Below are 23,696 nucleotides of genomic sequence, written 5' to 3'. Positions count from 1 at the left end.
ACTTCCTAAATTAGGTAGCGACTTAGCGCTTGTGGCCAGTGTCGAGCTTGCGTTCCAGATGCATGGAATAGCGCGACATACCAAAACAGAAAATCCAGAACACCAGGGCGGCGAACACATAGCCTTCGGTGGCCATGCCCAGCCATTTCGGATCGGCGGCGGCTTGCTTGACGCTGTTGAGCAGGTCGAACAGGCCGATGATGATCACCAGGCTCGTGTCCTTGAACAGCGCGATGAAGGTATTGACGATGCCGGGGATCACCAGCTTCAGGGCTTGCGGCAGAATCACCAGGCCCATGCTGCGCCAGTAGCCCAGCCCCATCGCTGCGGCCGCTTCGTACTGACCTTTTGGAATTGCCTGCAGACCACCGCGCACCACCTCGGCCACGTAGGCCGACTGGAACAGGATCACGCCGATCAGGGCCCGCAGCAGTTTGTCGAAGTTCATGCCTTCGGGCAGGAACAACGGCAACATCACCGAGGACATGAACAGCACCGTGATCAACGGCACGCCGCGCCAGAATTCGATGAAGGTCACGCAGACCACGCGAATCGCCGGCATGTTCGAACGACGGCCCAGCGCCAGGACAATCCCCAGCGGCAACGCGCCGGCGATGCCGACGGTGGCGATCACCAGGGTCAGCATCAGGCCGCCCCACTGGCTGGTCGCCACGGCGTCCAGACCCAATACGCCGCCATGCAGCAGGCACCAGGCAATAATCGGGTACAGCACCAGGAAGCTCAGCCCGTACACCGCCTTATGGTGAAAGCGCGAGATGAACAACGGTGCCACGCCGACAATCGCCAGCCACACCGTCAGGTCCACGCGCCAGCGCAGTACCGGCGGGTAGTAGCCATACATGAACTGGCCGAAACGCTGCTGGATGAACACCCAGCAGGCGCCCGACTGGGTGCAGTCGGCGCGGGTCGTGCCCACCCAATTCGCATCGAGGATGGCCCAGTGCAGGATTGGCGGTACCACCAGGTAAATGAGGTAGAACGCAAACAGGGTCAGCAGGGTGTTGAGCCAGCTGGAGAACATGTTCGCGCGCATCCACGCCACCACACCGATGCTGCTGCTTGGTGGAGGCATGTCAGGTTTGAAAGTATGAGTGCTCATGCGCTTTTCCTTACCGCTCGATCAGCGCAATGCGCTTGTTGTACCAGTTCATCAGCAGGGAAATGCTGATACTGATCGCCAGGTACACGCTCATGGTGATCGCAATCACCTCGATCGCCTGGCCGGTCTGGTTGAGCACGGTCCCGGCGAACAGCGAGACCATTTCCGGATAACCGATACCGGCCGCCAGCGAGGAGTTCTTCGCCAGGTTCAGGTATTGGCTGGTCAGCGGTGGAATGATCACGCGCAGGGCCTGCGGGATGATCACCTTGCGCAGGGTCGGGCCGTTGCGCAGGCCGAGCGAATGCGCCGCCTCGGTCTGGCCGTGGCTGACCGACTTGATGCCCGAGCGCACGATCTCGGCGATGAACGCCGCGGTGTACACAGTCAGGGCCAGGGTCAGCGCCAGCAGTTCCGGGATCAACACCCAGCCGCCGACGAAGTTGAAGCCCTGCAGCTTGGGCATTTCCCAGTGCAGCGGCGCGCCGAAGATCAGTGCGCACAAGGCCGGGATCACCAGGAACAGCGCCAGGCCGACCCAGAACTTGTGGAACGGTACACCGGTGGCTTCGAAGCGTTTGGTCGCCCATCGGTTCATCAGCACGATGGCGACGATGGCCACGACAATGCTGATCACAAACGCCCAGAAGCCGTCCGCCATCAACGCCGCCGGCATGTTCAGGCCACGGCTGCTGACGAAGAAGGTGTCGCCGAAGTTGTGGCTGTTGCGCGGCCCCGGCATGGTCAGGAATACCGCGAAGTACCAGAACAGGATCTGCAGCAGCGGCGGAATGTTGCGGAAGACTTCCACATACACCGTCGCCAGCTTGGCGATGATCCAGTTCTTCGACAGCCGCGCCACACCGACGATGAAACCGAGGATCGTCGCCAGGATCACGCCGATGAAAGTCACCAGCAAGGTATTGAGCAGACCGATGACAAACACCCGGGCGTAAGTGTCCGCTTCGGTGTAGTCGATCAGGTGTTGAGCGATGCCGAAACCGGCACTGCGCTCGAGAAAGTCGAAACCGGAGGTAATGCCCCGGTGTTGCAGGTTGGTCTGGGTGTTATCGAACAGATACCAGCCCATCGAGACCACCGCGACAATGGTGATGATCTGGAATAGCCACGCACGCACTTTCGGATCGCTGAGGCTGAGCCTCTGCTTTGGTGCGCCGATTGAATTTTGCATGAAGTGCCCCGGAAATAATGGAACAGAACATCACCCGGTGGTTGGCCCACCGGGTGACAGAACCATCAGCGCACTGGTGGTGCGTATTGAATGCCGCCAGCGTTCCACAGAGCGTTCAGCCCGCGGTCGATTTCCAGCGGGGTGTCCTTGCCGAGGTTTTTCTCGAACACTTCGCCGTAGTTGCCTACTTGCTTGATGATCTGCACGACCCAGTCTTTCTTCACTTTCAGGTCTTTGCCGTATTCACCGTCGGTACCCAGCAGACGGGCAACGTCAGGGTTCTTGGTGCCCTTGGCTTCGGCTTCGACGTTCTTCGAAGTGATGCCGGCTTCTTCAGCGTTGAGCATGGCGTAGCCAGTCCAGCGCACGATGGCCAGCCACTCGTCGTCGCCATTACGCACGACCGGGCCCAGAGGTTCCTTGGAAATGGTTTCCGGCAGAACCACGTAATCCTTAGGCGAAGCCAGCTTGCTGCGCTGGGCGAACAGCTGGGACTTGTCGGAGGTCAGTACGTCGCAACGACCGGATTCCAGCGACTTGGCGCTTTCATCGGAGGTGTCGAAAGTGATCGGGGTGTACTTCAGGCCGTTGCCGCGGAAGTAGTCGGAAACGTTCAGTTCGGTAGTGGTACCGGCCTGGATGCAGATGGTTGCACCGTCCAGTTCTTTAGCGCTTTTCACGCCCAGCTTGTTGTTTACCAGGAAGCCGATGCCGTCGTAGTAAGTGATGAAGCCTGGGAATTTCAGGCCCATGCCCGCATCACGGGAACTGGTCATGGTGGTGTTGCGCGACAGGATGTCGATTTCGCCGGATTGCAGCGCGGTGAAGCGCTCCTTGGCGTTCAACTGGCTGAACTTGACCTTGGTCGCGTCGCCGAAGACAGCGGCCGCTACTGCGCGGCAGTAGTCCGCATCGATACCCACGATCTTGCCGGTGGAATCCGGAACCGAGAAGCCTGGCAGGCCATCGCTGACGCCACACTGCACGAAACCTTTCTTCATCACTGCATCCAGGGTTGCACCCGCCTGGGCAAACCCGCTGACACCGAGTACTGCGGCTGCAGTCACGATAGCCAGGGTGGATTTCAACATCTTCATTCAAACCTCCAGTTTTGCTCTTGTTGTGTCGGAGCGTGAGTCCTGTCGCACCCTTATGAGGCGTAGTTGACCCGAGTTGGCTTGTTTTGGGGTCAACCGACGTAAGACGTTAGCTATGAGTCTAGTAGGAGAAAATCCACATCATGGAAAACTCACTCTCACCAGTCGGCCGAACGGGCTGTAGCCCTTTCACGTTCGCGAAGCCCCGTAGCGGCCTTTGGCGAACATCCATCACCGGATTTTTTTCAATCCCACTAATAACCTTGGCCTGATAGTGTTACCGACAGACGTGGGATTTTTCATACAGACTTCGCCATAGCAAAGCCCGTACCACACCGCTCACCGAAGCGGTTCAGCTGCAGGTCAATAGCAAAACTTGTAACCTTGCGACATCTTCGTAACTGATCAACCTGACGCGCACTCAGCCCTCGCACTCAATGAGAGCGCACGCACAACATTGGAGCAGACATGACCGAGCCCCTGATTCTTGAACCCGTCAAGCCCGCAGACGCCTGCGTTATCTGGCTGCACGGCCTGGGCGCCGATCGCTACGACTTCCTGCCAGTGGCCGAAGCGTTGCAGGAAACATTGCTGACCACCCGCTTCGTTCTCCCTCAGGCCCCCACCTGCGCCGTCACCATCAATGGCGGATATGAGATGCCGAGCTGGTACGACATATTGGCCATGAACCCCGCGCGCGCGATCAACCGCGAGCAACTGGAAGAGTCGTCGGACAGAGTCATCAAATTAATCGACACCCAGCGAGCCCTCGGAATAGACGCCTCGCGTATTTTCCTGGCAGGCTTTTCCCAGGGTGGCGCCGTGGTGTTCCACACCGCGTTTCTGAAATGGCAGGGACCACTCGGTGGCGTAGTTGCCCTTTCTACTTATGCACCGACCTTCAGCGACCAACTGGAACTGTCCGCCAGCCAGCAGCGCACTCCGGTACTGTCGATGCACGGCCAATACGACGATGTCGTGCAAAACTCGATGGGACGCAGCGCCTACGAGCATTTGAAGCAGCGTGGTGTCACCGTGACATGGCAGGAATACCCAATGGGTCACGAAGTGTTACCCGAGGAGATTCGTGATATCGGCGCCTGGCTCTCCGAGCGCCTGCGCTGAACATGAATGTTTAAAAACACCCTTTGATCCATCCCCCTACGCCGCGCCCGATTCTTGCATTACACTGGCCGGCGTACATTCCTTAACCAATTGATGAGATGACCGTGCTCAAAGCACTCAAGAAAATGTTCGGTAAAAGCGAGACTGAGCAACTCGCGCCAGTTCCCAGCGCTGCGTCTCACGCTCCCAGCCACCGCACCGACGGTAATCAGTCTGAACGGGCCGCCCCCGTTGCGGCACCCAAGCATGAGCCGGAGACCGCAAAAGCTGCCCAACCTGCGGCAGTAGCAGCCCCGGAACAACCGCGCAGCGAAACGCCGAAACCCGCCAGGCCGCGCCGCGAACCCAAGCCCAAGGCACCGGTCATCCCATGGAAACTCGAAGACTTCGTCGTCGAGCCCCAGGAAGGCAAAACCCGCTTCCACGATTTCAAACTCGCCCCTGAACTGATGCACGCCATCCAGGACCTGGGCTTCCCGTATTGCACGCCGATCCAGGCCCAGGTGTTGGGCTTCACCCTCGCAGGCAAAGACGCCATCGGCCGCGCCCAGACCGGCACCGGCAAAACCGCTGCGTTCCTGATTTCGATCATCACCCAGTTGCTGCAAACCCCGCCGCCGAAAGAGCGCTACATGGGTGAGCCACGGGCGCTGATCATCGCGCCGACCCGCGAACTGGTGGTGCAGATCGCCAAGGACGCCGCCGACCTGACCAAGTACACCGGCCTCAACGTCATGACGTTCGTCGGCGGCATGGACTTCGACAAGCAACTCAAGCACCTCGAAGCCCGTCACTGCGACATCCTCGTGGCCACGCCAGGCCGCCTGCTGGACTTCAACCAGCGCGGCGACGTGCATCTGGACATGGTCGAAGTGATGGTGCTGGACGAAGCCGACCGCATGCTCGACATGGGCTTCATCCCGCAAGTGCGCCAGATCATTCGCCAGACGCCGCCGAAGTCCGAGCGCCAGACGCTGCTGTTCTCCGCGACCTTCACCGAAGACGTGATGAACCTGGCCAAGCAATGGACCACCGACCCGTCGATCGTCGAGATCGAGTCGCAGAACGTGGCCAACGAAAACGTCGAACAGCACATCTACGCGGTGGCCGGTGCCGACAAATACAAACTGCTCTTCAACCTGGTCAACGACAATGGTTGGGAGCGGGTCATCGTGTTCGCCAACCGCAAGGATGAAGTGCGGCGCATCGAAGAACGCCTGGTGCGCGACGGCATCAACGCCGCGCAACTGTCCGGCGACGTGCCGCAGCACAAGCGCATCAAGACCCTGGAAGGCTTCCGCGAAGGCAAGATTCGCGTGCTGGTCGCCACCGACGTGGCCGGTCGCGGTATCCACATCGACGGCATCAGCCACGTGATCAACTTCACCCTGCCGGAAGTGCCGGACGACTACGTGCACCGCATCGGGCGTACCGGGCGTGCAGGTGCCGACGGTGTATCGATCAGCTTTGCCGGTGAAGACGACTCCTATCAGCTACCGTCCATCGAGGAAAAGCTGGGGCGCAAGATCAGCTGTGAAACGCCACCGACGCATCTGTTGCGGGCCGTTGAACGCAAGCGTCCGCATTAAGCGACGCTGAAAAGACAAGCGCAGCCGGAAACGGACTGCGCTTTTTTTTCGCCCGGCTTTTCAACAGGAGCTTGCTAGAGACAACTAAAAGTCCATAATAGACAAATTAGTTTACTTTCAGCTCCGGAGCCGACCATGTCCAGTACGCCCCAAGTGATCACCCAAGCCCAGGCTCGCGAGTTGCTGGCGCAGGTCGATGTACCGCAGATCCTGCGCAAGATGTTCCGCGACCTGGCCGCGGGGCAAGCCGTACAACCGGCGCAGCAACTGGTGGAGTTTCCACAGGGCGCCGGCGACTTCATCAACTACCTGGGCGTGCTGGCCGAGGATGGCGTGTACGGGATCAAGACTTCGCCGTACATCGTCCGTGAACAGGGACCATTGGTGACGGCGTGGACTTTGCTGATGTCGATGCAAACCGGGCAGCCGCTGTTGCTGTGCGACGCGGGCGAACTGACCACGGCACGCACCGCCGCGACCACCGCCGTAGCGGTCGACGCCCTCGCGCCGCTCACAGCCAATCGCCTGGCCATCATCGGCAGTGGCAAAGTGGCCCAGGCGCACCTCCATTACGTGAGGGGCCTGCGCGACTGGCAGAGCATCAGCCTGTACTCGCCAGGCCTGAGTGAAGATGCCGAAACCGTGAGCCTGCTGAAAAACATCGAACCACGCCTGAACATCCTCGACAGTCGCGAAGCCGCCGTTGAAGACGCCGACGTGATCATGCTCTGCACCTCCTCCCCCGGCCCGGTGATCGACCCGACAAGCCTGAGCAAACCGGCGCTGATCACCTCCATCAGCACCAACGCCCCGCGTGCCCACGAAGTGCCGCCGCAGAGCCTCAACGACATGCAGGTGTTCTGCGACTATCGCCTGACCACCCCGGGCTCGGCCGGTGAAATGCTGATCGCCGCCGAACAACACGGCTGGGACAAGGACGCGATTGTCGGCGACCTGCCCGACCTGATCAGCGAGAAAGTGCAGCGCCCCGCTTACGACCGCCACGTGTTCTTCCGCTCCATCGGCCTGGGCCTGGAAGACATTGCGCTGGCCAATGCGATCCATCGCCTATCTCACTAACGCCACACCCCTGTAGGAGCTGGCTTGCCAGCGATACAGACGCCGCGGTCCATCTGATAAACCGCGGTGATGCTATCGCCAGCAAGCCGGCTCCTACAGGGACTACCCATTTATGCCCTTTCAGGAGACATTCATGAGCCAGGCAGACTTCATCATCATCGGCGGCGGGATTGCCGGCGCTTCCACAGGTTTCTGGCTGTCGCAGCATGGCCGCGTGATTGTACTCGAACGCGAATCCCATCCCGCCTATCACTCCACCGGTCGGTCGGCGGCGTTGTACACCGCCGCCTACGGCACCCCGCAAGTGCGGGCATTGACCCTGGCCAGCCGCGACTTTTTCGACAACCCGCCCGTTGGCTTCTGCGAACACCCGCTGCTGACCCCGCGCGGCGAGATGACCGTGGATCTCACTGGCGATCCGGATGAACTGAACAGGCAATACCAGAGCGCAAAAACCACCGTGCCAGAGATGCAATTGCTCAACGCAGATGAGGCCTGCGCATTGGTACCCGTCCTGCGCCGGGAAAAAGTCCACGGCGCCATCTACGACCCAAGCGCCAGCGACATCGACACCGATGCCCTGCACCAAGGCTACCTGCGCGGCATCCGCCGCAACCAGGGTGTAGTGCATACCGACAGCGAGGTCGTCAGCCTGAGCCGCGATGATCAAGGTACATGGCTCGTCCAGACCGGCAGCCAGACCTTCAGCGCACCGATCATCATCAACGCCGCGGGCGCCTGGGCCGACAAGATCGGTGAATTGGCCGGCGCGCAGCCTCTGGGCCTGCAACCCAAACGCCGTGCCGCGTTCATCTTCGCCGGACCAGAGGGCGTGGACATCCACCATTGGCCGATGCTGGTCAGCCTCGACGAATCCTTCTACATGAAACCCGACGCCGGCATGTTCCTCGGTTCGCCGGCCAACGCCGACCCGGTGGAACCCCACGACGTGCAACCCGAAGAGCTGGACATTGCCATGGGCATCTACCAGATCGAAGAAGCCACGACCCTGACCATTCGCCGCCCGACCCGCACCTGGGCCGGCTTGCGCAGCTTCGTCAGCGATGGCGACCTGCTGTCCGGTTTCGATCCACAGGTGCCGGGCCTGTTCTGGGTCGCGGCACAGGGCGGTTATGGCATCCAGACCTCGCCGGCCATGGGCCAGGCCAGCGCCGCGCTGGTACGCGGTGCGGCGTTGCCCGAGACGCTCGGCCGTTTCGGCCTGAGTGCCGAAATGCTCTCCCCTGCCCGCCTCGGCTGATCCAGATCCTCAGGTGACGCGCCCACACGATTACGGCACACTTTCAGCGCCCCTTTGATGGGGCGCTGACGCTGCCTGGAGTTCCACCGTATGAACGCCCCCGAAAAAGACCCGGCCCTGAACGACACGTCCCTGGATAACTTCCACGCGATCGCCGACGCCATCGCCACGTTGTTCTTTCCCCACGCCGAAGTGGTGCTGCATGACCTGCGCACGCAAAAGGTCGACTACATCGCCAACAACCTGTCCAAGCGCGAAATCGGCGACGACTCGGCGCTGGAAGACATGCTCAGCGAGGATGCCAGCGAACGAAATATCGGGCCGTACGAAAAGCTCAATTGGGATGGTCAGAAAATTCGCAGCCTCAGCACCGTTTTGCGCGACAGCGAGGGGCATCCGCTGGCGGTGCTGTGCATCAACCTGAATATTTCGTTGTTCGAGAATGCCAAGGCCGCCCTGGACCTGTTCCTGTCGCCGACCAAACTGATCCCGCAACCGGACGCCCTGTTCCGCGATGACTGGCAGGAGCGGATCAACACCTTCCTCCACGCCTGGCTGCGCGAGCGCCAGTTGAGCCTGAATCTGCTGACCCGCGACCACAAGCGTGAACTGGTGCTGGCGTTGCACGCCGAAGGCGCGTTCAAGGGCAAAAGCGCATCGAACTACGTGGCCAATGTGCTGAACATGGGCCGGGCGACGGTGTACAAGCATTTGAAGGAATTGAAGGGCTAGGCACTGAGATTTGTATTGCTTGATCTGGCCTCTTCGCGAGCAAGCCCGCTCCCACACTGGATCTTCGTCTTATGGAGATCAAATGTGGGAGCGGGCTTGCTCGCGAAAGCGGACTGTCAGTCGCCGTAAATATCTGACTTGAAGTACTTCTCGGAAATCTTCTGGTACTCGCCACTGCTGCGAATGCCATCAATGGCCGTGTTCAGCTCGCTGACCAACTCGGTATTGCCCTTGCGCACGGCAATCCCGGCACCTTCCCCCACATACTTCGGATCTTTCAACTCCGGCCCGACAAAGGCATAACCCTGGCCACGCGGCATCGACAAGAAGTCATTGAGCGGAATGGTGTCGGCAAAAATCGCGTCGAGGCGACCGGCCGCCAGGTCCATGTAGATTTCTTCGTTGTTGCTGTAGCGCTTGACGTTGATGCCCTTGGGCTCGAACACCTCGGAGGCGTAACGGTCGGTGGTGGTGGCGCGCTGCACGCCGACGGTCTTGCCCTTGAGGCTGGCGTACTGGTCATCCACCACCGCGCCGTCCTTCATCACCAGGCGCGACGAGGTGAAATAGTACTTGTGGGTGAAGTCCACCGACTTCTTGCGGTCTTCGTTGATGGTCATGGACGACAGCGCCATGTCGATTTTCTTCACCTTCAGGGAAGGAATCAGACCATCGAACTCGCCTTCGACCCACACACACTTGACCTTCATCTGCGCGCACAGGGCATTGCCGATGTCATAGTCGAAACCGACGATCTCGCCTTTGTCGGTTTTCGAGGCGAACGGTGGGTAAGCGGCTTCAATGCCGATGCGCAGGGTTTTCTCGGCGGCAAACACAGAACTGCACGCCAACAGGCTCAGGGCCAGACCGGTAATGAGGGGGAACTTCTTCATGTTCGTTTCTCGCGGGTTGTTGTTGGTTTGGCAAGACAGAAGAAAAAGCTGAAACGGGGCGGGAACCTTTTTTGTACTTATAATTCCATACTGGACTTTTATGTATGAATCGTCAATGAGGCAAATGCAGCCCGTGCCGGTTGATGGTCGGGTGGTGGATCTGCAAGGTATTGGCTGAATTAGATGGCCTCTTCGCGAGCAAGCCCGCTCCCACAGGGTTCTGTGTCGTACACAAAACCCTGTGGGAGCGGGCTTGCTCGCGAAGGCTGACTTCAGAACGCCGCAGAAACTACTGCTTCCAGCGATCCGCCGCCGCATGATCACTATCACGCCCCTCGACCCAACGCGGTCCGTCGCTGGTGTTTTCTTTCTTCCAGAACGGTGCACGGGTTTTCAGGTAATCCATGACAAAGGCGCAGGCGTCGAACGCCGCCTGCCGATGGGCGCTGGCCGCTCCGACGAAGACAATCGGCTCGCCCGGTTCCAGGGCGCCGATGCGGTGCAGCACTTCCAGCTTGAGCAGCGGCCAGCGCTGCCCGGCCTCGGTGGCGATCTTGCCGAGGGCCTTTTCAGTCATGCCGGGATAGTGCTCGAGGAACATCCCGGCGACGTCCAGGCCGTCATTGAAGTCGCGCACGTAGCCGACAAAACTCACCACCGCACCCACGCCGACATTGGCATCGTGCATGGCATTGACTTCGGCACCCGGGTCGAACGCCGTGGACTGCACGCGAATGGCCATGGTTCAGCCTCCGGTCACGGTCGGAAAGAACGCCACTTCATCGCCCTCGCTGACCGGCTCGTCGAGCTGGCACAGGTCTTCGTTGCGGGCGCACATCAGGTTTGGCTCGCTCAACACCTCGGCACCGTCTCGCTGGGCCAACAGCGCGCGGACGTCGTCGACGGTGGCGAAGTTGCCTTCTACTTTCACCGAGTCCAGACCCAGCGCTTCACGATAACGGGCGAAAAACTTCACGGTCACGTTCATGGCTGCTCCGCCTGGAAATGACCGCTCTTGCCGCCGACCTTCTCCAGCAGGCGCACGCTTTCGATGGTCATGCCGCGATCGACGGCCTTGCACATGTCATAGATCGTCAGCGCAGCGACGCTGGCGGCGGTCAGGGCCTCCATCTCGACGCCGGTCTGCCCGGACAGCTTGCAGCGGGCCACGATGCGCACCGAATCGTCGCCTTCAGCACTGAGCTCGACCTTGACACCGGTCAGCATCAGCGGATGGCACAGGGGAATCAGATCGCTGGTTTTCTTCGCCGCCTGGATGCCGGCAATGCGCGCCACGGCAAACACATCACCCTTGGGGTGGCCGCCGCTGACGATCATCTTCAGGGTTTCGGGCAGCATGCGCACCAGCGCTTGAGCGGTCGCCTCACGGAACGTCACGGCTTTTTCAGTGACGTCGACCATGTTGGCGCGACCTTGGGAATCGAGATGAGTCAGCACGGGATTACTCCTGATCAGGAATCCCGATTGTAAACCTGCGGGTCAATTTTCCGCACCTTAGATTGCATGAACAACCTGGAACCAATGTGGGAGCGGGCTTGCTCGCGAAGAGGGAGTGTCAGCCACCCTCAATGTTGCCTGACACAACGCTTTCGCGAGCAAGCCCGCTCCCACAAGGGAATTTTGTCCGGCATAAAAAACCGGGCGACCTCACTGCCGCCCGGTTCCGGTGGACAGTTACAAATGCGTTTCGGCGTATTCGGCCAGGATCGAGCGTGGCACCCCTTGCAGGGTGATGTGCACCCCGTTCGGGAAGTCCTTGAAGCGTTCAGTGAGGTAGGTCAGCCCGGAGCTGGTCGCGGACAGGTAAGGGGTGTCGATCTGCGCCAGGTTGCCCAGGCACACCACTTTGGAACCGGCGCCGGCACGGGTGATGATGGTTTTCATCTGGTGCGGCGTGAGGTTCTGGCATTCGTCGATCAAAATCAGGCTCTGCTGGAAGCTGCGGCCCCGGATGTAGTTGAGGGATTTGAACTGCAACGGCACTTTGCTGAGGATGTAGTCGACGCTGCCATGGGTGCTTTCGTCATCCATGTGCAAGGCTTCGAGGTTGTCGGTGATGGCGCCCAGCCACGGCTCCATTTTTTCCGCCTCGGTGCCGGGCAGGAAGCCGATTTCCTGGTCCAGGCCCTGCACGCTGCGGGTGGCGATGATGCGGCGATAACGTTTGCTGACCATGGTCTGCTCGATCGCAGCGGCCAGCGCCAGGATGGTTTTACCGGAACCTGCAGCACCGGACAGGTTGACCAGGTGGATATCCGGATCGAGCAACGCGTACAGCGCCAGGCTCTGATAGATATCACGCGGCTTGAGGCCCCAGGCTTCCTGGTGCAACAGCGGTTCCTGGTGCAGGTCGAGGATCAGCAAGCGGTCCTCTTCGATCTCCTTGATCCAGCCGACAAAGCCCTGTTCATCAATGATGAATTCGTTGATGTGCACCGCCGGCAGGTTGTCGATCAATTGCACCTGATGCCAGGTGCGGCCGTGGTCCTGACGGGTTTCGACCTTGCTTACGCGGTCCCAGAATGAGCCGGTCATGTTGTGGTAGCCATTGGGCAGCAAGGACACGTCGTCGACCAGTTGGTCGGTGCTGTAGTCCTCGGCCGCAATCCCGCAGGCGCGCGCCTTGAGGCGCATGTTGATGTCTTTGGTGACCAGCACCACGGGCTTCTTCGGGTCGCGGGTGTGCAGGTCGATCAGTTGATTGATGATTTTGTTGTCGTTCAGGTGCTCGGGCAGAATCAGGTTCGGCTCGGCGTGTTTGCTCATCAGAATTGACAGCAAACCCTTGGGTCCGCTTTTGCCACGCTGGATCGGCACACCCTGCTCGACGTCCTCGGGTGAGGCATCGCCCAAGGTCTTGTCGATCAGGCGGATGGCCTGGCGGCATTCGGCGGCAACGCTGTGATGCCCGCTCTTGAGCTTGTCGAGCTCTTCAAGCACGGTCATCGGGATCGCGACGTGGTGTTCTTCGAAGTTAAGCAGCGCGTTTGGATCGTGAATCAATACGTTGGTATCGAGTACATAAAGGATTGGCTGGTTGGAAGAAGAGCTACGTCCGTGATCATCCATACTCGGTCACCTTTGTGGGAGCCATTCGACGCAATACCTTGGCGGTGCTGCGCCTCGAAGTGACTGCCGAATACACCTGCGGGGACTCAAGTGTTCTGCCTACATGCGGGGTCTTGGAAGACGCCACCTGTGTTGCAGGTTTCGGCGGTCTGTCTTCGTAATACTCCAAAACGTGTGACAAAAAAAATACTTTGACGCTTTTTTGAAGTTTATTTTTCAGATTGACCAATAGCACTTGGCGGACTGCCATCACCCGTTTAAAGTCGGAAGTCCACCTGCAACGAATCCCCTGCCAAAATCGGCAAAAACCCAATGTTTACGGGGTTTTGTCGTTTCAGCGAAACGCGTCCTGGCAATCCTCCCAACCGATGCCGGCCGGCGCCGTTTGCGTGACCAGCCACGGCAACGCCGTTTTCACCCCATCCTGCTTCACATTGAAATTGATCACCCCATGCCGCCACAGCAGCATCAAGGTCAGCACCCGTTGCGCACTCTGGTTGCCCTTGAGTTTGCCGGCGCCATCCTGGGCATCGATGTCCCACAAGGCTACCTGCAAGCCCTGAGTCTTGAAGAAGCTTTCGGCATCGGAACGGCGCTGGCCATCCGGCGGGCGGAACAGCGGCACGTAGTTCTCCGGCAGCTTGCTTTTGACCAGTTCGGCGCTGCGGCGCACCGAATCCTGCCAGCCCTGCCAATAGCTGTGGGAGCGGAATTCCCAGCCTTGCACACCGATGCACTGGGTCGAGTAGGTCGCTTGCAGGTCGCTCACCGAATGCTCGGCCAAACGGGTCTGGATGTCCTTGCCAAGGACGAAGAACGTTGCGCTCATGTTCGACTTGCGCAGGTACTCGGTGACCCAGGCGGTATTGTCCGGCGCGGCGTTGGCGGCACTGTCGAAAGTCAGCAGAAACAGCCGGTCATGCATCTCGTCGCCGCTGCGCTCATAGTCACCGAAACGATCGACTTCGCTGCTGGTTTGCGGGAACAGCGCGGCCTTGCGTAACTGCTCGTCCAGGTATTGGCTGTGAAACACACGGCTCGGCTCGGCCCACTTGATGTAGTAGCTGTCTGCACTGACCTGGAACTTGCCAGCCTGTTCACGCAGGGTGGGCATATCTTCGACCAGAAAACAGAAGGAGGCATCCTGGTCGCAGCTCTGTTGGGCGAAGTTGTAGTTGGCCAGCAGCCGTTGCCACATGCGCTGGCGAACCCGGTTGACCGACTCCAGATTGATCGTGCGCAGGCCCAGGCGCTGGGCCAGGGCGGGTTCATCCAGCGATTCGCTGGCCAACAGGACACTGGAAAACATCAGGATCTCGGCCCTCGACGCCACGTCGAACAGCGTCGGGTTGCCGAGTTTTTCCGGCCAGGTGCCGCGATCAAGCGTCGCCACATCGCCCGGTGCCGCGATGGTGCCGAAGCTCAGTAGCCAGACCGAAATGAGAAAAGCGATACGCAATGGGATGTCTCCATAACAAAACCCGCGCGGCACTATAGCTGATAGCTTCACGCCAAACTCCTGTGGCGAGGGGGCTTGCCCCCGCTGGGTTGCGAAGCGACCCTAAATCCGGCAATGACGTTCCTTCAGCTAAAACACTGGAAGAGGTTTTGCGACCGCTCCGCGGCCGAACGGGGGCAAGCCCCCTCGCCACAAAAGCCCGCCCATCAAAAACCGCATGCCACCGGCCATCACCTATGGACGCGATAGCTGGAGTCAACGAAGACAACCCCCTAGAATCGCCGCCACGATTAAAGGAGACGACTTCATGCTGATGGTGATTTCACCCGCCAAGACCCTCGACTACGAAACACCGCCGGCGACCCAGCGCTTCACCCAGCCGCAGTACCTCGACCACTCCCAGGAGTTGATCCTGCAATTGCGCGAGCTGACGCCCGCGCAAATCAGCGAGTTGATGCACGTTTCCGACAAGATCGGCGGGCTCAACGCCGCGCGTTTCGGCAGCTGGACACCCGCCTTCACCCCGGAAAACGCCAAGCAGGCACTGCTGGCCTTCAAGGGCGATGTGTACACCGGCATGAATGCGCAAACCCTCAGCGAAGCCGATTTCGATTACGCCCAAAAACACCTGCGCATGCTCTCGGGCCTGTATGGCCTGCTGCGCCCGCTGGACCTGATGCAACCCTATCGCCTGGAGATGGGCACCAAGCTGGCCAACGCCCGGGGCAAGGATTTGTATGCCTTCTGGGGCACACGCATCAGCGAATGGCTGAACGAAGCCCTGGTCGATCAGGGCGATGACGTGCTGCTCAACCTGGCGTCCAACGAGTATTTCTCGGCGGTCAAACGCAACGCCTTGAACGCGCGCATCATCAATACCGAATTCAAGGACCTGAAGAACGGCCAGTACAAGATCATCAGCTTCTACGCGAAAAAGGCCCGCGGCTTGATGAGCCGCTTCGTCATCGAGGAACGCATCAACGATCCGGCGACCCTCAAGCAATTCGACGTTCAAGGCTATCGCTACAGCGCCGAGCAGTCTAAACCGGACAATCTGGTGTTCCTGCGCGATCACGCACCAGAGTGATGCATCTGGTCGGCGCACGACCTCCACAACCTTCGTGCGCCGACCCTGGACTCACTTCAGTCTTCCCCCGCCTTTTCGCCATTTTTATGGCGCCATAAAAACACCACCCGGTTTTCTAACTTTAGTTTCACTCGACTTCAATCTTTTTTTTGCGTAGTGGCACTGATTTTTTTTAACAGTGGTGGCAAAAAACTATCCTCCCCAATTATCCGCCTATATATAAAGGGCGAAACGGCAAGTGCTATCAGTTTGAGAGCAGTGCCATCTTTCTCAATATTTCAAAAAATTTCAGATTTCGCGATGGATGGACTGGAACTATGTCCAAACGCGCCGTTCATACCACCGGTAACGATTCTCGCCGAGCGTGTACGAGATAACTTACGCAGATAAGCGATTCATGTAGCCAAGTTGTAATAATAACTTGCGCTGATTAATCACTGATTTGGACAACAGCAAGCGGACAGGAGATAACGCGGTATGACTATCCCCTACAAGGCCACGGCAGCGCCCTTATAAACGTGCTCACCCGAGCACCAAACCGCTTGATCCACGGGCTTTCGGCCTGACATCAGGCGTGTAATACCTTTGCGCCAGCATCCCCTGAAAGGAGGATCGGCTGCATAACAGGGCAAATTATAATTATAAGGCCTAGTTGCGCACCCCTTGAGTGCACTTATTTAGACACTCGTAATTCATATGCCAGCACACGGCATTGTTGCGCCTGCAAGGCGCACTTTCGAGTGCATTAAAACACGCTGAACACCATTAACTCCGGCCATCTAATGGCTTGATCAATACAGAGGTAATTGCGATGCGCATCAGCATTTTTGGTTTGGGTTACGTCGGCGCAGTCTGTGCCGGTTGCCTGTCTGCACGGGGTCATGACGTCGTTGGCGTCGATGTGGCCAAAGACAAGATCGATATGATCAATGCCGGCAAATCGCCGATCGTTGAACCGGGCCTTGGCGAACTTCTGGCCCAGGGCATCCAGACCGGTCGTCTGCGCGGCACCACCAACTTCGCCGAGGCGATTCGCGACACCGACCTGTCGATGATCTGCGTGGGCACACCGAGCAAGAAGAACGGCGACCTGGAGCTGAACTACATCGAGGCCGTGTGCCGCGAAATCGGTTTTGTCCTGCGTGACAAGACTACCCGCCACACCATCGTCGTACGCAGCACCGTACTGCCGGGCACCGTGGCCAACGTGGTCATCCCGATTCTCGAAGACTGCTCCGGCAAGAAGGCCGGTGTTGATTTCGGCGTAGCCGTGAACCCTGAGTTCCTGCGCGAAAGCACCGCCATCGCCGACTACGACCAGCCGCCAATGACCGTCATCGGCGAGTTCGACAAAGCGTCCGGCGACGTTCTGCAATCGCTGTACGAAGAGCTCGACGCTCCGATCATCCGCAAGGACATCGCGGTCGCCGAGATGATCAAGTACACCTGCAACGTGTGGCACGCCACCAAGGTCACCTTCGCCAACGAAATCGGCAACATCGCCAAGGCGGTCGGCGTCGACGGTCGCGAAGTGATGGACGTGGTCTGCCAGGACAAGACCCTCAACCTGTCCCAGTACTACATGCGCCCGGGCTTCGCCTTCGGCGGCTCGTGCCTGCCAAAAGACGTGCGTGCCCTGACCTACCGCGCCGGTTCCCTGGACGTGGAAGCGCCGTTGCTCAACTCGCTGATGCGCAGTAACGAATCCCAGGTGCAGAACGCTTTCGACATCGTTTCCAGCCACGACAAACGCAAAGTCGCCCTGCTGGGCCTGAGCTTCAAGGCCGGCACCGACGACCTGCGCGAAAGCCCGCTGGTTGACCTCGCGGAAATGCTGATCGGCAAGGGCTACGACCTGAGCATCTACGACAGCAACGTCGAGTACGCCCGCGTTCACGGCGCGAACAAGGACTACATCGAGTCGAAGATCCCTCACGTCTCGTCGCTGCTTAACGCTGACTTCGACGATGTGATCAACAACTCCGACGTGATCATCCTAGGCAACCGCGACGAAAAATTCCGCGCCTTGGCGCAGAACGTTCCGCACGGCAAGCAGGTGATCGACTTGGTCGGCTTCATGTCCAAAGCCACCAGCGTGGCTGGCCGGACTGAAGGCATCTGCTGGTAAGCCCCCTGTAGGAGCGAGCTTGCTCGCGATGCACCTGAGAACACCGCTGGGTATCAGATACCCAGCGTCATCGTTGGCGACCATCGCGAGCAAGCTCGCTCCTACAGGTTTGTACGCCTGCGTTAACCCGAGATCTAGACGGATGCAGATTATGCACAGGCTAAAACACGGCCTACTCCAGGCCGCCGGTTGGCTGTTCTACCTGACGTTACTGATGGGCCTCGCCATGGCGTTGCCTGTGTCCACGTTCGACTCCGAGTCGAAAGACTTCATTTTCCTGATTGGCGCCGTGGGTATCTGGCGCTACTCGATGGGTGCCACACACTTTGTGCGCGGCATGATTTTTCTCTACATCGTCTACCCGCACCTGCGGCGCAAAGTGCGCAAGCTGGGCAAGGCGGCTGACCCGTCCCACGTGTTCCTGATGGTCACCAGCTTTCGTATCGACGCGCTGACCACCGCACAGGTCTACAGCTCGGTGATCCGCGAGGCCATCGACTGCGGCCTGCCGACCACCGTGGTCTGCTCCATCGTGGAAATGTCCGATGAGCTGCTGGTCAAGAGCCTGTGGAACCGGATGAATCCGCCGTCCCGGGTCAAGCTCGACTTCGTGCGCATTCCCGGCACGGGCAAACGCGATGGCCTGGCCTATGGCTTCCGCGCCATCTCCCGGCACCTGCCGGATGATCGCGCCGTGGTTGCGGTGATCGATGGCGACACCGTGCTCGGCGAAGGCACGGTGCGCAAGACCGTGCCGTGGTTCCAGCTGTTCGGCAACGTCGGCGGCCTGACCACCAACGAGTTCTGCGAAGTGCGCGGCGGCTACATCATGAGCGAATGGCACAAGCTGCGTTTCGCCCAGCGTCACATCAACATGTGCTCGATGGCCCTGTCCAAGCGCGTGCTGACCATGACCGGGCGCATGTCGGTGTTCCGTGCCACCGTGGTCACCAACCCGGAATTCATCGCCGACGTGGAAAGCGACTCGCTGCAACACTGGCGCCTGGGTCGCTTCAAGTTCCTTACCGGCGACGACAAGTCGAGCTGGTTCAGCCTGATGCGCCTGGGCTACGACACGTTCTACGTGCCCGACGCGGCGATCAACACCGTTGAACACCCGCCGGAAAAGAGCTTCATCAAGGCCAGTCGCAAGCTGATGTTCCGCTGGTACGGCAACAACCTGCGGCAGAACTCCCGCGCCCTGGGCCTGGGGATCAAACGCCTCGGCGTGTTCACTTCGGTGGTGCTGTTCGACCAGCGTGTGTCGATGTGGACCTCGCTGCTGGGCCTGACCGTGGCACTGATCGCCAGCTTCAAGTACGGCACCGCGTTCATCCTGGTTTACCTGCTGTGGATCGGCATCACCCGCTTCATCCTGACCTTGTTGTTGTCGTGCTCCGGACACCGGATCGGCCCGGCCTACCCGGCGATTCTCTATTACAACCAGATCGTCGGCGCGCTGGTGAAGATCTACGTGTTCTTCCGCCTCGACCAACAGTCCTGGACTCGCCAGCCCACCTCTCTGACCCGTGATCTCGCCAGCTTTCAACGTTGGTTCAACACCTGGTCGTCTCGGACCATGACCTTCTCTGCCGGCAGCATTTTTGTCGCCGTGCTGCTGTTGATGGTCTGACCTGACTCGCCTGAATTAACTAGGAAAACGCCCTTATGAATACCGCCGTCAACGCCAACGTAGTGCATGAATCCGAAGCCCAGCGCCAACACGCCCGCGTGAAAATCCCGGCCAAGCTGCGTTTCTTCGGCCCCGACCGGACACCGGTCGAAGCCCGGGTGATCGACCTGTCCGCCGGCGGCCTGGCGTTCAACGCCGGTCAGTTGCCGCTGAAGATCGGTGACGTGTACAAGGCTCGTCTGCAATTCGTCATCGACAACCTCGGCCTGGCCATGGACGTCGAGTTGCAGGTCCGCTCCTTCGACCGCGAGACCGGACGCGCTGGCTGCCAGTTCCAGAACCTGGAACCACGGGACATCTCGACCCTGCGCCACCTGATCACTTCGCACCTGGCCGGTGACATCGTCAGCGTGGGTGAAATGCTGGCGACCCTGCAGCGCGACAACTTCACCAAGGCGCGCAAGGTCAAGGACGGCGGCCACGGCATGTCCGCGTTCGGTCGCATGAAGGCCGTGACCTTCAGCCTGGGTGTCTTCGTTGTCGGCCTGGCTGCATTCGGCTTTGTTTTCAAATCCGTTTACGGCATGTACTTCGTCAGCCACGCCCAGGCCGGTCTGGTCAGCGTGCCGGGCGTGAACATCACCATGCCCCGCGACGGCACCGTGCAAAGCCTGGTGAAAACCGACGGCGTGGCCGCCAAAGGCGCACCGCTGGCGACCTTCAGCACCAGCATGCTCGATGTGCTCAAGGGCCATCTGGACGAAGACCAGCTGCAACCGGCCAAGGTTGAAGAACTGTTCGGCAAGCAGATGACCGGCACCCTGACCTCGCCTTGCGACTGCACCGTGGCCCAGCAAATGGTCGCCAACGGTCAGTACGCCAGCAAGGGCGACGTGATCTTCCAACTGGTGCCACGCAACAGCGAAGCCAACGTTGAAGCGCGCTTCTCCTATCGCCAGTTCGGCGACGTACGCCCAGGCACTTCGGTGCGCTTCCAGATCGCCGGCGAAGACCAGAGCCGCACCGGCAAGATCGTCAGCAGCACCAGCCTGAAAAGCGCCGACCTGTCCTCCGACATCCGCGTGCTGATCCAGCCGGACGAAACCCTGGACAGCTCCCTCGCCGGCCGCCCGGTGGAAGTGAGCAGCGACCGTGGCCCGAACCTGAACTGGCTGATCGACAAAGCCATGGCTGTCGGTCTTTAAGTCGAGGACATGCCTGTGACTACTCCAAATTTTCTGAACACACCACACCCCCTGTGGGAGCGGGCTTGCTCGCGAATGCGGTTGAACATTCAGAATAAATGCTTGCTGACACACCGCTTTCGCGAGCAAGCCCGCTCCCACATGGGGTCTCTGTGTGCAGTGGCATTGGCGGTAAGCCTGGCCGGTTGCGCCGGCCTGCCCGACCAGCGCCTGGCCAACGAAGCGCTCAAGCGTGGCGACACCGCCACCGCTGCGGCGAACTACCGGCAACTGGCAGACCTGGGCTACAGCGAAGCCCAGGTCGGTCTGGCTGACATCCAGGTCGACAGCCGTGACCCGGCGCAGATGAAACAGGCCGAGGCGACCTACCGCGCCGCGGCCAGCGTTTCGCCGCGCGCCCAGGCACGCCTCGGTCGCTTGCTGGTGGCCAAGCCCGGCTCCACCGAAGCCGAGCAGCACGAAGCAGAAACCCTGTTGAAAAAAGCCGCCGCCGCGGGCGAAGGCAACACGCTGATCCCGCTGGCGATGCTGTACCTGCAATACCCGCACAGCTTCCCGAACGTGAATGCGCAGCAACAGATCAGCCAATGGCGTGCCGAGAACAAACCGGAAGCCGGCCTGGCACAAGTGCTGCTCTACCGTACCCAGGGCACCTACGACCAGCACCTGGATGACGTGGAAAAAATCTGCAAGGCCGCGCTCAACACCAGCGACATCTGCTACGTCGAACTGGCCACGGTCTATCAGAAACAGGCCAAGCCAGAGCAACAGGCCGAGCTGATCAAGCAGATGCAAGCAGCTCACGCTCGCGGCAGCGTGTCGGCACAACGTGTGGACAGCGTCGCCCGCGTGCTCGCCGACTCGTCCCTGGGCAAGACCGACGAGAAAACCGCGCAGTCACTGCTCGAACCGATCGCACCGGGCTATCCAGCCTCGTGGGTCAGCCTCGCGCAACTGCTCTACGACTTCCCCGAACTGGGTGACGTCGACCAGATGATGAAGTACCTGGACAACGGCCGCGCCGCCGACCAGCCCCGCGCCGAACTGTTGCTGGGCAAACTCTACTTCGAAGGCAAGCTGGTACCGGCCGACGCCAAGGTCGCCGAGGAGCATTTCCAGAAAGCCGTCGGTCGCGAAGTCGCTGCCGATTACTACCTCGGCCAGATCTATCGCCGTGGCTACCTGGGCAAGGTCTATCCGCAGAAGGCCCTCGACCATCTGTTGACCGCTGCGCGCAACGGCCAGAACAGCGCCGACTTCGCCATCGCCCAGCTGTTTTCCCAAGGCAAGGGCACCAAGCCTGATCCGCTGAATGCCTACGTCTTCAGCCAATTGGCCCTGGCCCAGAACACTCCGCAAGCCACCGAGCTCGCGCAAACCATCCAAACGCAACTGCCGCCCGAGCGGTTGGCCGAAGCCCAACGCCTGTTGAAACAAGAACAGGCCGTGCGCGGAGCCCTGAGCCCGAACACGCCGGAGCTGAATGCCCTGCAAGAAGAAGCCAGCGAGGAATCGAAATGAAGTTGAATCCATTCATGAAGGCCGGCATCGGCCTGACATTCGCGCTGATCTGGTCTTGCCCGACGCTTGCTGCGATGACTGAAGAAACCAAGAACTTCGGCCTGGACGTGAAAATCACCGGCCAATCCGAAGACGACCGCGATCTCGGCACCGCGCCCGGTGGCGACGTCAACGGCGTCGGCCTGGACCTGCGTCCGTGGGTCTACGGCGAAAGCGGCGCGTGGAGCGCCTACGCCATGGGTCAGGCGGTGACGTCCACCGACATCATCGAGACCGACACCCTGCAACAATCCGACGGCGCCGAGAACACCGACAACGGTGATCGCGAAACCAAGAAAAACTACCTGGCCATGCGTGAGTTCTGGGTCGGCTACAGCGGCTTCACGCCTTACCCTGGCGAGGTCCTGAAGCTCGGTCGCCAGCGCCTGCGCAACGACGACGGCCAGTGGCGCGACACCAACATCGAAGCCCTGAACTGGACCTTCGACACCACCCTGCTGCGCGCCAACGTCGGTATCGCCGAACGCTTCAGCGAATACCGTACCGACCTCAAGGAGCTGTCGCCACAAGACAAGGATCGCCTGCACGCCTACGCCGATGCCGCGTACCAGTGGACCCCGGGCAACTGGGTCGGCATTCGCGGTCATCACACCCATGACAACGGCAAGCTCGACTACCCGGAGCCGGGTGTGCCGACCGATTCGCTGGACAAGAAACAGAACGGCGACATCAGCTGGCTCGGCCTGACCGCCGACAGCGACGCCTATAACTGGCGCAATACCAACACCGTCAACTACTGGGGCAGCATCACCGGCATGAGCGGCGACATCGACAAGGTCAACCCGCTGAACGCCGATGGCACGTCGCCAACCGAAGCCAAGCGCGGTGAAGACCTCAACGGCTGGGCCACCGATGTCGGCGTGCGTTTGCGCCTCGATCCGCAATGGCAAGTCGGTGCCGCCTATGCTCGCGCCAGCGCCGAGTACGAACAGAACGGCCTGGAAAGCAACCGCTCGAACTACACCGGCACCCGCTCGCGAGTGCACCGTTTCGGCGAAGCCTTCCGTGGCGAAATGAACAACATGCAGACCGCCACCCTGTTCGGTTCGTGGATGCTCAACGACGAATACGACGCCAGCCTGATCTACCACAAATTCTGGCGTGTCGACGGCAACAAGCCGGTCGGCAGCAACGGCATCAACGCCGTCGAGAACAACACCGACGACGTCACCGGCGCGATCCTCTCCAGCACTTCGCTGCCGCTGAACGATGGCGAGAAAGACCTCGGTCAGGAAATGGACCTGGTGGTCACCAAGTACTTCAAGCAAGGCTTGTTGCCCGCTTCGATGAGCCAGGCAATCGATGAGCCTTCGGCCCTGGTGCGCTTCCGTGGCGGCGTGTTCAAGCCAGGCGATGCGTACGGCAAGGAAGTCGATTCGTACATGCACCGCGCGTTCATCGACGTGATCTGGCGCTTCTGATGC

General features: G+C 60.0%; 20 protein-coding genes. 11 read left to right on the top strand and 9 right to left on the bottom strand.

Annotation, left to right across the window (positions count from 1 at the left end):
* Window positions 1-22 precede the first annotated feature (22 nt).
* The 3 genes from KGA88_RS15970 to KGA88_RS15960 all read right to left on the bottom strand — a co-directional run bounded on the left by KGA88_RS15970 (window position 23) and on the right by KGA88_RS15960 (window position 3,409).
* Window positions 23-1,120 (bottom strand): amino acid ABC transporter permease, encoded by a 1,098-nt coding sequence (locus KGA88_RS15970; RefSeq protein WP_110657926.1) that lies wholly within the window; start codon window positions 1,118-1,120, stop codon window positions 23-25.
* Window positions 1,121-1,130: 10 nt separating this feature from the next.
* Entirely contained in the window at window positions 1,131-2,312 is a 1,182-nt protein-coding gene (locus tag KGA88_RS15965) for an amino acid ABC transporter permease (RefSeq protein WP_110657924.1), read from the bottom strand.
* A gap of 65 nt (window positions 2,313-2,377) precedes the next feature.
* On the bottom strand, window positions 2,378-3,409 hold the full coding sequence (locus KGA88_RS15960; protein ID WP_110657923.1) for an amino acid ABC transporter substrate-binding protein: 1,032 nt from the start codon (window positions 3,407-3,409) through the stop codon (window positions 2,378-2,380).
* 468 nt (window positions 3,410-3,877) lie between these two features.
* Between KGA88_RS15960 and KGA88_RS15955 the strand changes: the two genes are divergently transcribed.
* The 5 genes from KGA88_RS15955 to KGA88_RS15935 all read left to right on the top strand — a co-directional run bounded on the left by KGA88_RS15955 (window position 3,878) and on the right by KGA88_RS15935 (window position 9,196).
* Window positions 3,878-4,534 carry an alpha/beta hydrolase gene (locus tag KGA88_RS15955; RefSeq protein WP_110657922.1) on the top strand — a complete coding sequence of 219 codons (657 nt, stop codon included), beginning with the start codon at window positions 3,878-3,880 and terminating at the stop codon, window positions 4,532-4,534.
* Between the two features lie 98 nt (window positions 4,535-4,632).
* Window positions 4,633-6,123, top strand: coding sequence for an ATP-dependent RNA helicase RhlB (gene rhlB, locus KGA88_RS15950; protein ID WP_110657919.1), 1,491 nt, complete (start codon window positions 4,633-4,635; stop codon window positions 6,121-6,123).
* Between the two features lie 135 nt (window positions 6,124-6,258).
* The gene (locus KGA88_RS15945; protein WP_223592531.1) at window positions 6,259-7,203 is read left to right on the top strand and encodes an ornithine cyclodeaminase family protein; all 945 of its coding nucleotides are present in this window, start codon (window positions 6,259-6,261) and stop codon (window positions 7,201-7,203) included.
* Between the two features lie 133 nt (window positions 7,204-7,336).
* On the top strand, window positions 7,337-8,464 hold the full coding sequence (locus KGA88_RS15940; protein ID WP_223592528.1) for an NAD(P)/FAD-dependent oxidoreductase: 1,128 nt from the start codon (window positions 7,337-7,339) through the stop codon (window positions 8,462-8,464).
* 90 nt (window positions 8,465-8,554) lie between these two features.
* Window positions 8,555-9,196, top strand: coding sequence for a transcriptional regulator (locus tag KGA88_RS15935; protein ID WP_150715461.1), 642 nt, complete (start codon window positions 8,555-8,557; stop codon window positions 9,194-9,196).
* Window positions 9,197-9,312: 116 nt separating this feature from the next.
* On the opposite strand, the gene KGA88_RS15930 is transcribed toward KGA88_RS15935, so the two are convergent.
* The 6 genes from KGA88_RS15930 to KGA88_RS15905 all read right to left on the bottom strand — a co-directional run bounded on the left by KGA88_RS15930 (window position 9,313) and on the right by KGA88_RS15905 (window position 14,638).
* The gene (locus KGA88_RS15930; RefSeq protein WP_110657912.1) at window positions 9,313-10,089 is read right to left on the bottom strand and encodes an ABC transporter substrate-binding protein; all 777 of its coding nucleotides are present in this window, start codon (window positions 10,087-10,089) and stop codon (window positions 9,313-9,315) included.
* 289 nt (window positions 10,090-10,378) lie between these two features.
* Complete coding sequence (gene moaE / locus KGA88_RS15925) at window positions 10,379-10,831, bottom strand: molybdopterin synthase catalytic subunit MoaE (RefSeq protein WP_223592526.1); 453 nt, start codon at window positions 10,829-10,831, stop codon at window positions 10,379-10,381.
* Window positions 10,832-10,834: 3 nt separating this feature from the next.
* Complete coding sequence (gene moaD, locus KGA88_RS15920) at window positions 10,835-11,077, bottom strand: molybdopterin converting factor subunit 1 (protein ID WP_223592524.1); 243 nt, start codon at window positions 11,075-11,077, stop codon at window positions 10,835-10,837.
* Window positions 11,074-11,547 (bottom strand): cyclic pyranopterin monophosphate synthase MoaC, encoded by a 474-nt coding sequence (gene moaC / locus KGA88_RS15915; protein ID WP_110663237.1) that lies wholly within the window; start codon window positions 11,545-11,547, stop codon window positions 11,074-11,076. Before moaC ends, moaD begins: the two co-directional genes overlap by 4 nt.
* A 237-nt stretch (window positions 11,548-11,784) precedes the next feature.
* Window positions 11,785-13,179 carry a PhoH family protein gene (locus KGA88_RS15910; RefSeq protein WP_103396283.1) on the bottom strand — a complete coding sequence of 465 codons (1,395 nt, stop codon included), beginning with the start codon at window positions 13,177-13,179 and terminating at the stop codon, window positions 11,785-11,787.
* Between the two features lie 334 nt (window positions 13,180-13,513).
* Complete coding sequence (locus KGA88_RS15905) at window positions 13,514-14,638, bottom strand: polysaccharide deacetylase family protein (RefSeq protein WP_223592522.1); 1,125 nt, start codon at window positions 14,636-14,638, stop codon at window positions 13,514-13,516.
* Between the two features lie 307 nt (window positions 14,639-14,945).
* Here KGA88_RS15905 and yaaA point away from each other — a divergent pair, with 307 nt between their 5' ends.
* The 6 genes from yaaA (at window position 14,946) to KGA88_RS15870 (ending at window position 23,693) form a co-directional block, all read left to right on the top strand.
* Complete coding sequence (yaaA, locus tag KGA88_RS15900) at window positions 14,946-15,725, top strand: peroxide stress protein YaaA (protein ID WP_057713390.1); 780 nt, start codon at window positions 14,946-14,948, stop codon at window positions 15,723-15,725.
* Between the two features lie 811 nt (window positions 15,726-16,536).
* Window positions 16,537-17,853, top strand: coding sequence for a nucleotide sugar dehydrogenase (locus KGA88_RS15895; RefSeq protein WP_110662492.1), 1,317 nt, complete (start codon window positions 16,537-16,539; stop codon window positions 17,851-17,853).
* A 151-nt stretch (window positions 17,854-18,004) separates the two neighbouring features.
* Window positions 18,005-19,486, top strand: a complete 1,482-nt coding sequence (gene alg8 / locus KGA88_RS15885) for a mannuronan synthase (RefSeq protein ID WP_411740851.1) — start codon at window positions 18,005-18,007, stop codon at window positions 19,484-19,486.
* A 35-nt stretch (window positions 19,487-19,521) separates the two neighbouring features.
* Window positions 19,522-20,691 (top strand): alginate biosynthesis protein Alg44, encoded by a 1,170-nt coding sequence (locus KGA88_RS15880; protein WP_110660351.1) that lies wholly within the window; start codon window positions 19,522-19,524, stop codon window positions 20,689-20,691.
* A 15-nt stretch (window positions 20,692-20,706) separates the two neighbouring features.
* Complete coding sequence (gene algK, locus KGA88_RS15875) at window positions 20,707-22,212, top strand: alginate biosynthesis TPR repeat lipoprotein AlgK (RefSeq protein ID WP_223592513.1); 1,506 nt, start codon at window positions 20,707-20,709, stop codon at window positions 22,210-22,212.
* Window positions 22,209-23,693: an alginate export family protein gene (locus KGA88_RS15870; RefSeq protein WP_110660349.1), complete on the top strand. Its 1,485-nt coding sequence runs from the start codon at window positions 22,209-22,211 to the stop codon at window positions 23,691-23,693. The genes algK and KGA88_RS15870 overlap by 4 nt, the downstream gene beginning before the upstream one ends.
* Window positions 23,694-23,696 lie beyond the last annotated feature (3 nt).

It is taken from the genome of Pseudomonas sp. A-R-19 (assembly GCF_019956575.1).
GTDB lineage: Bacteria > Pseudomonadota > Gammaproteobacteria > Pseudomonadales > Pseudomonadaceae > Aquipseudomonas.
This window is presented reverse-complemented; position numbering and strand designations above follow the sequence as displayed.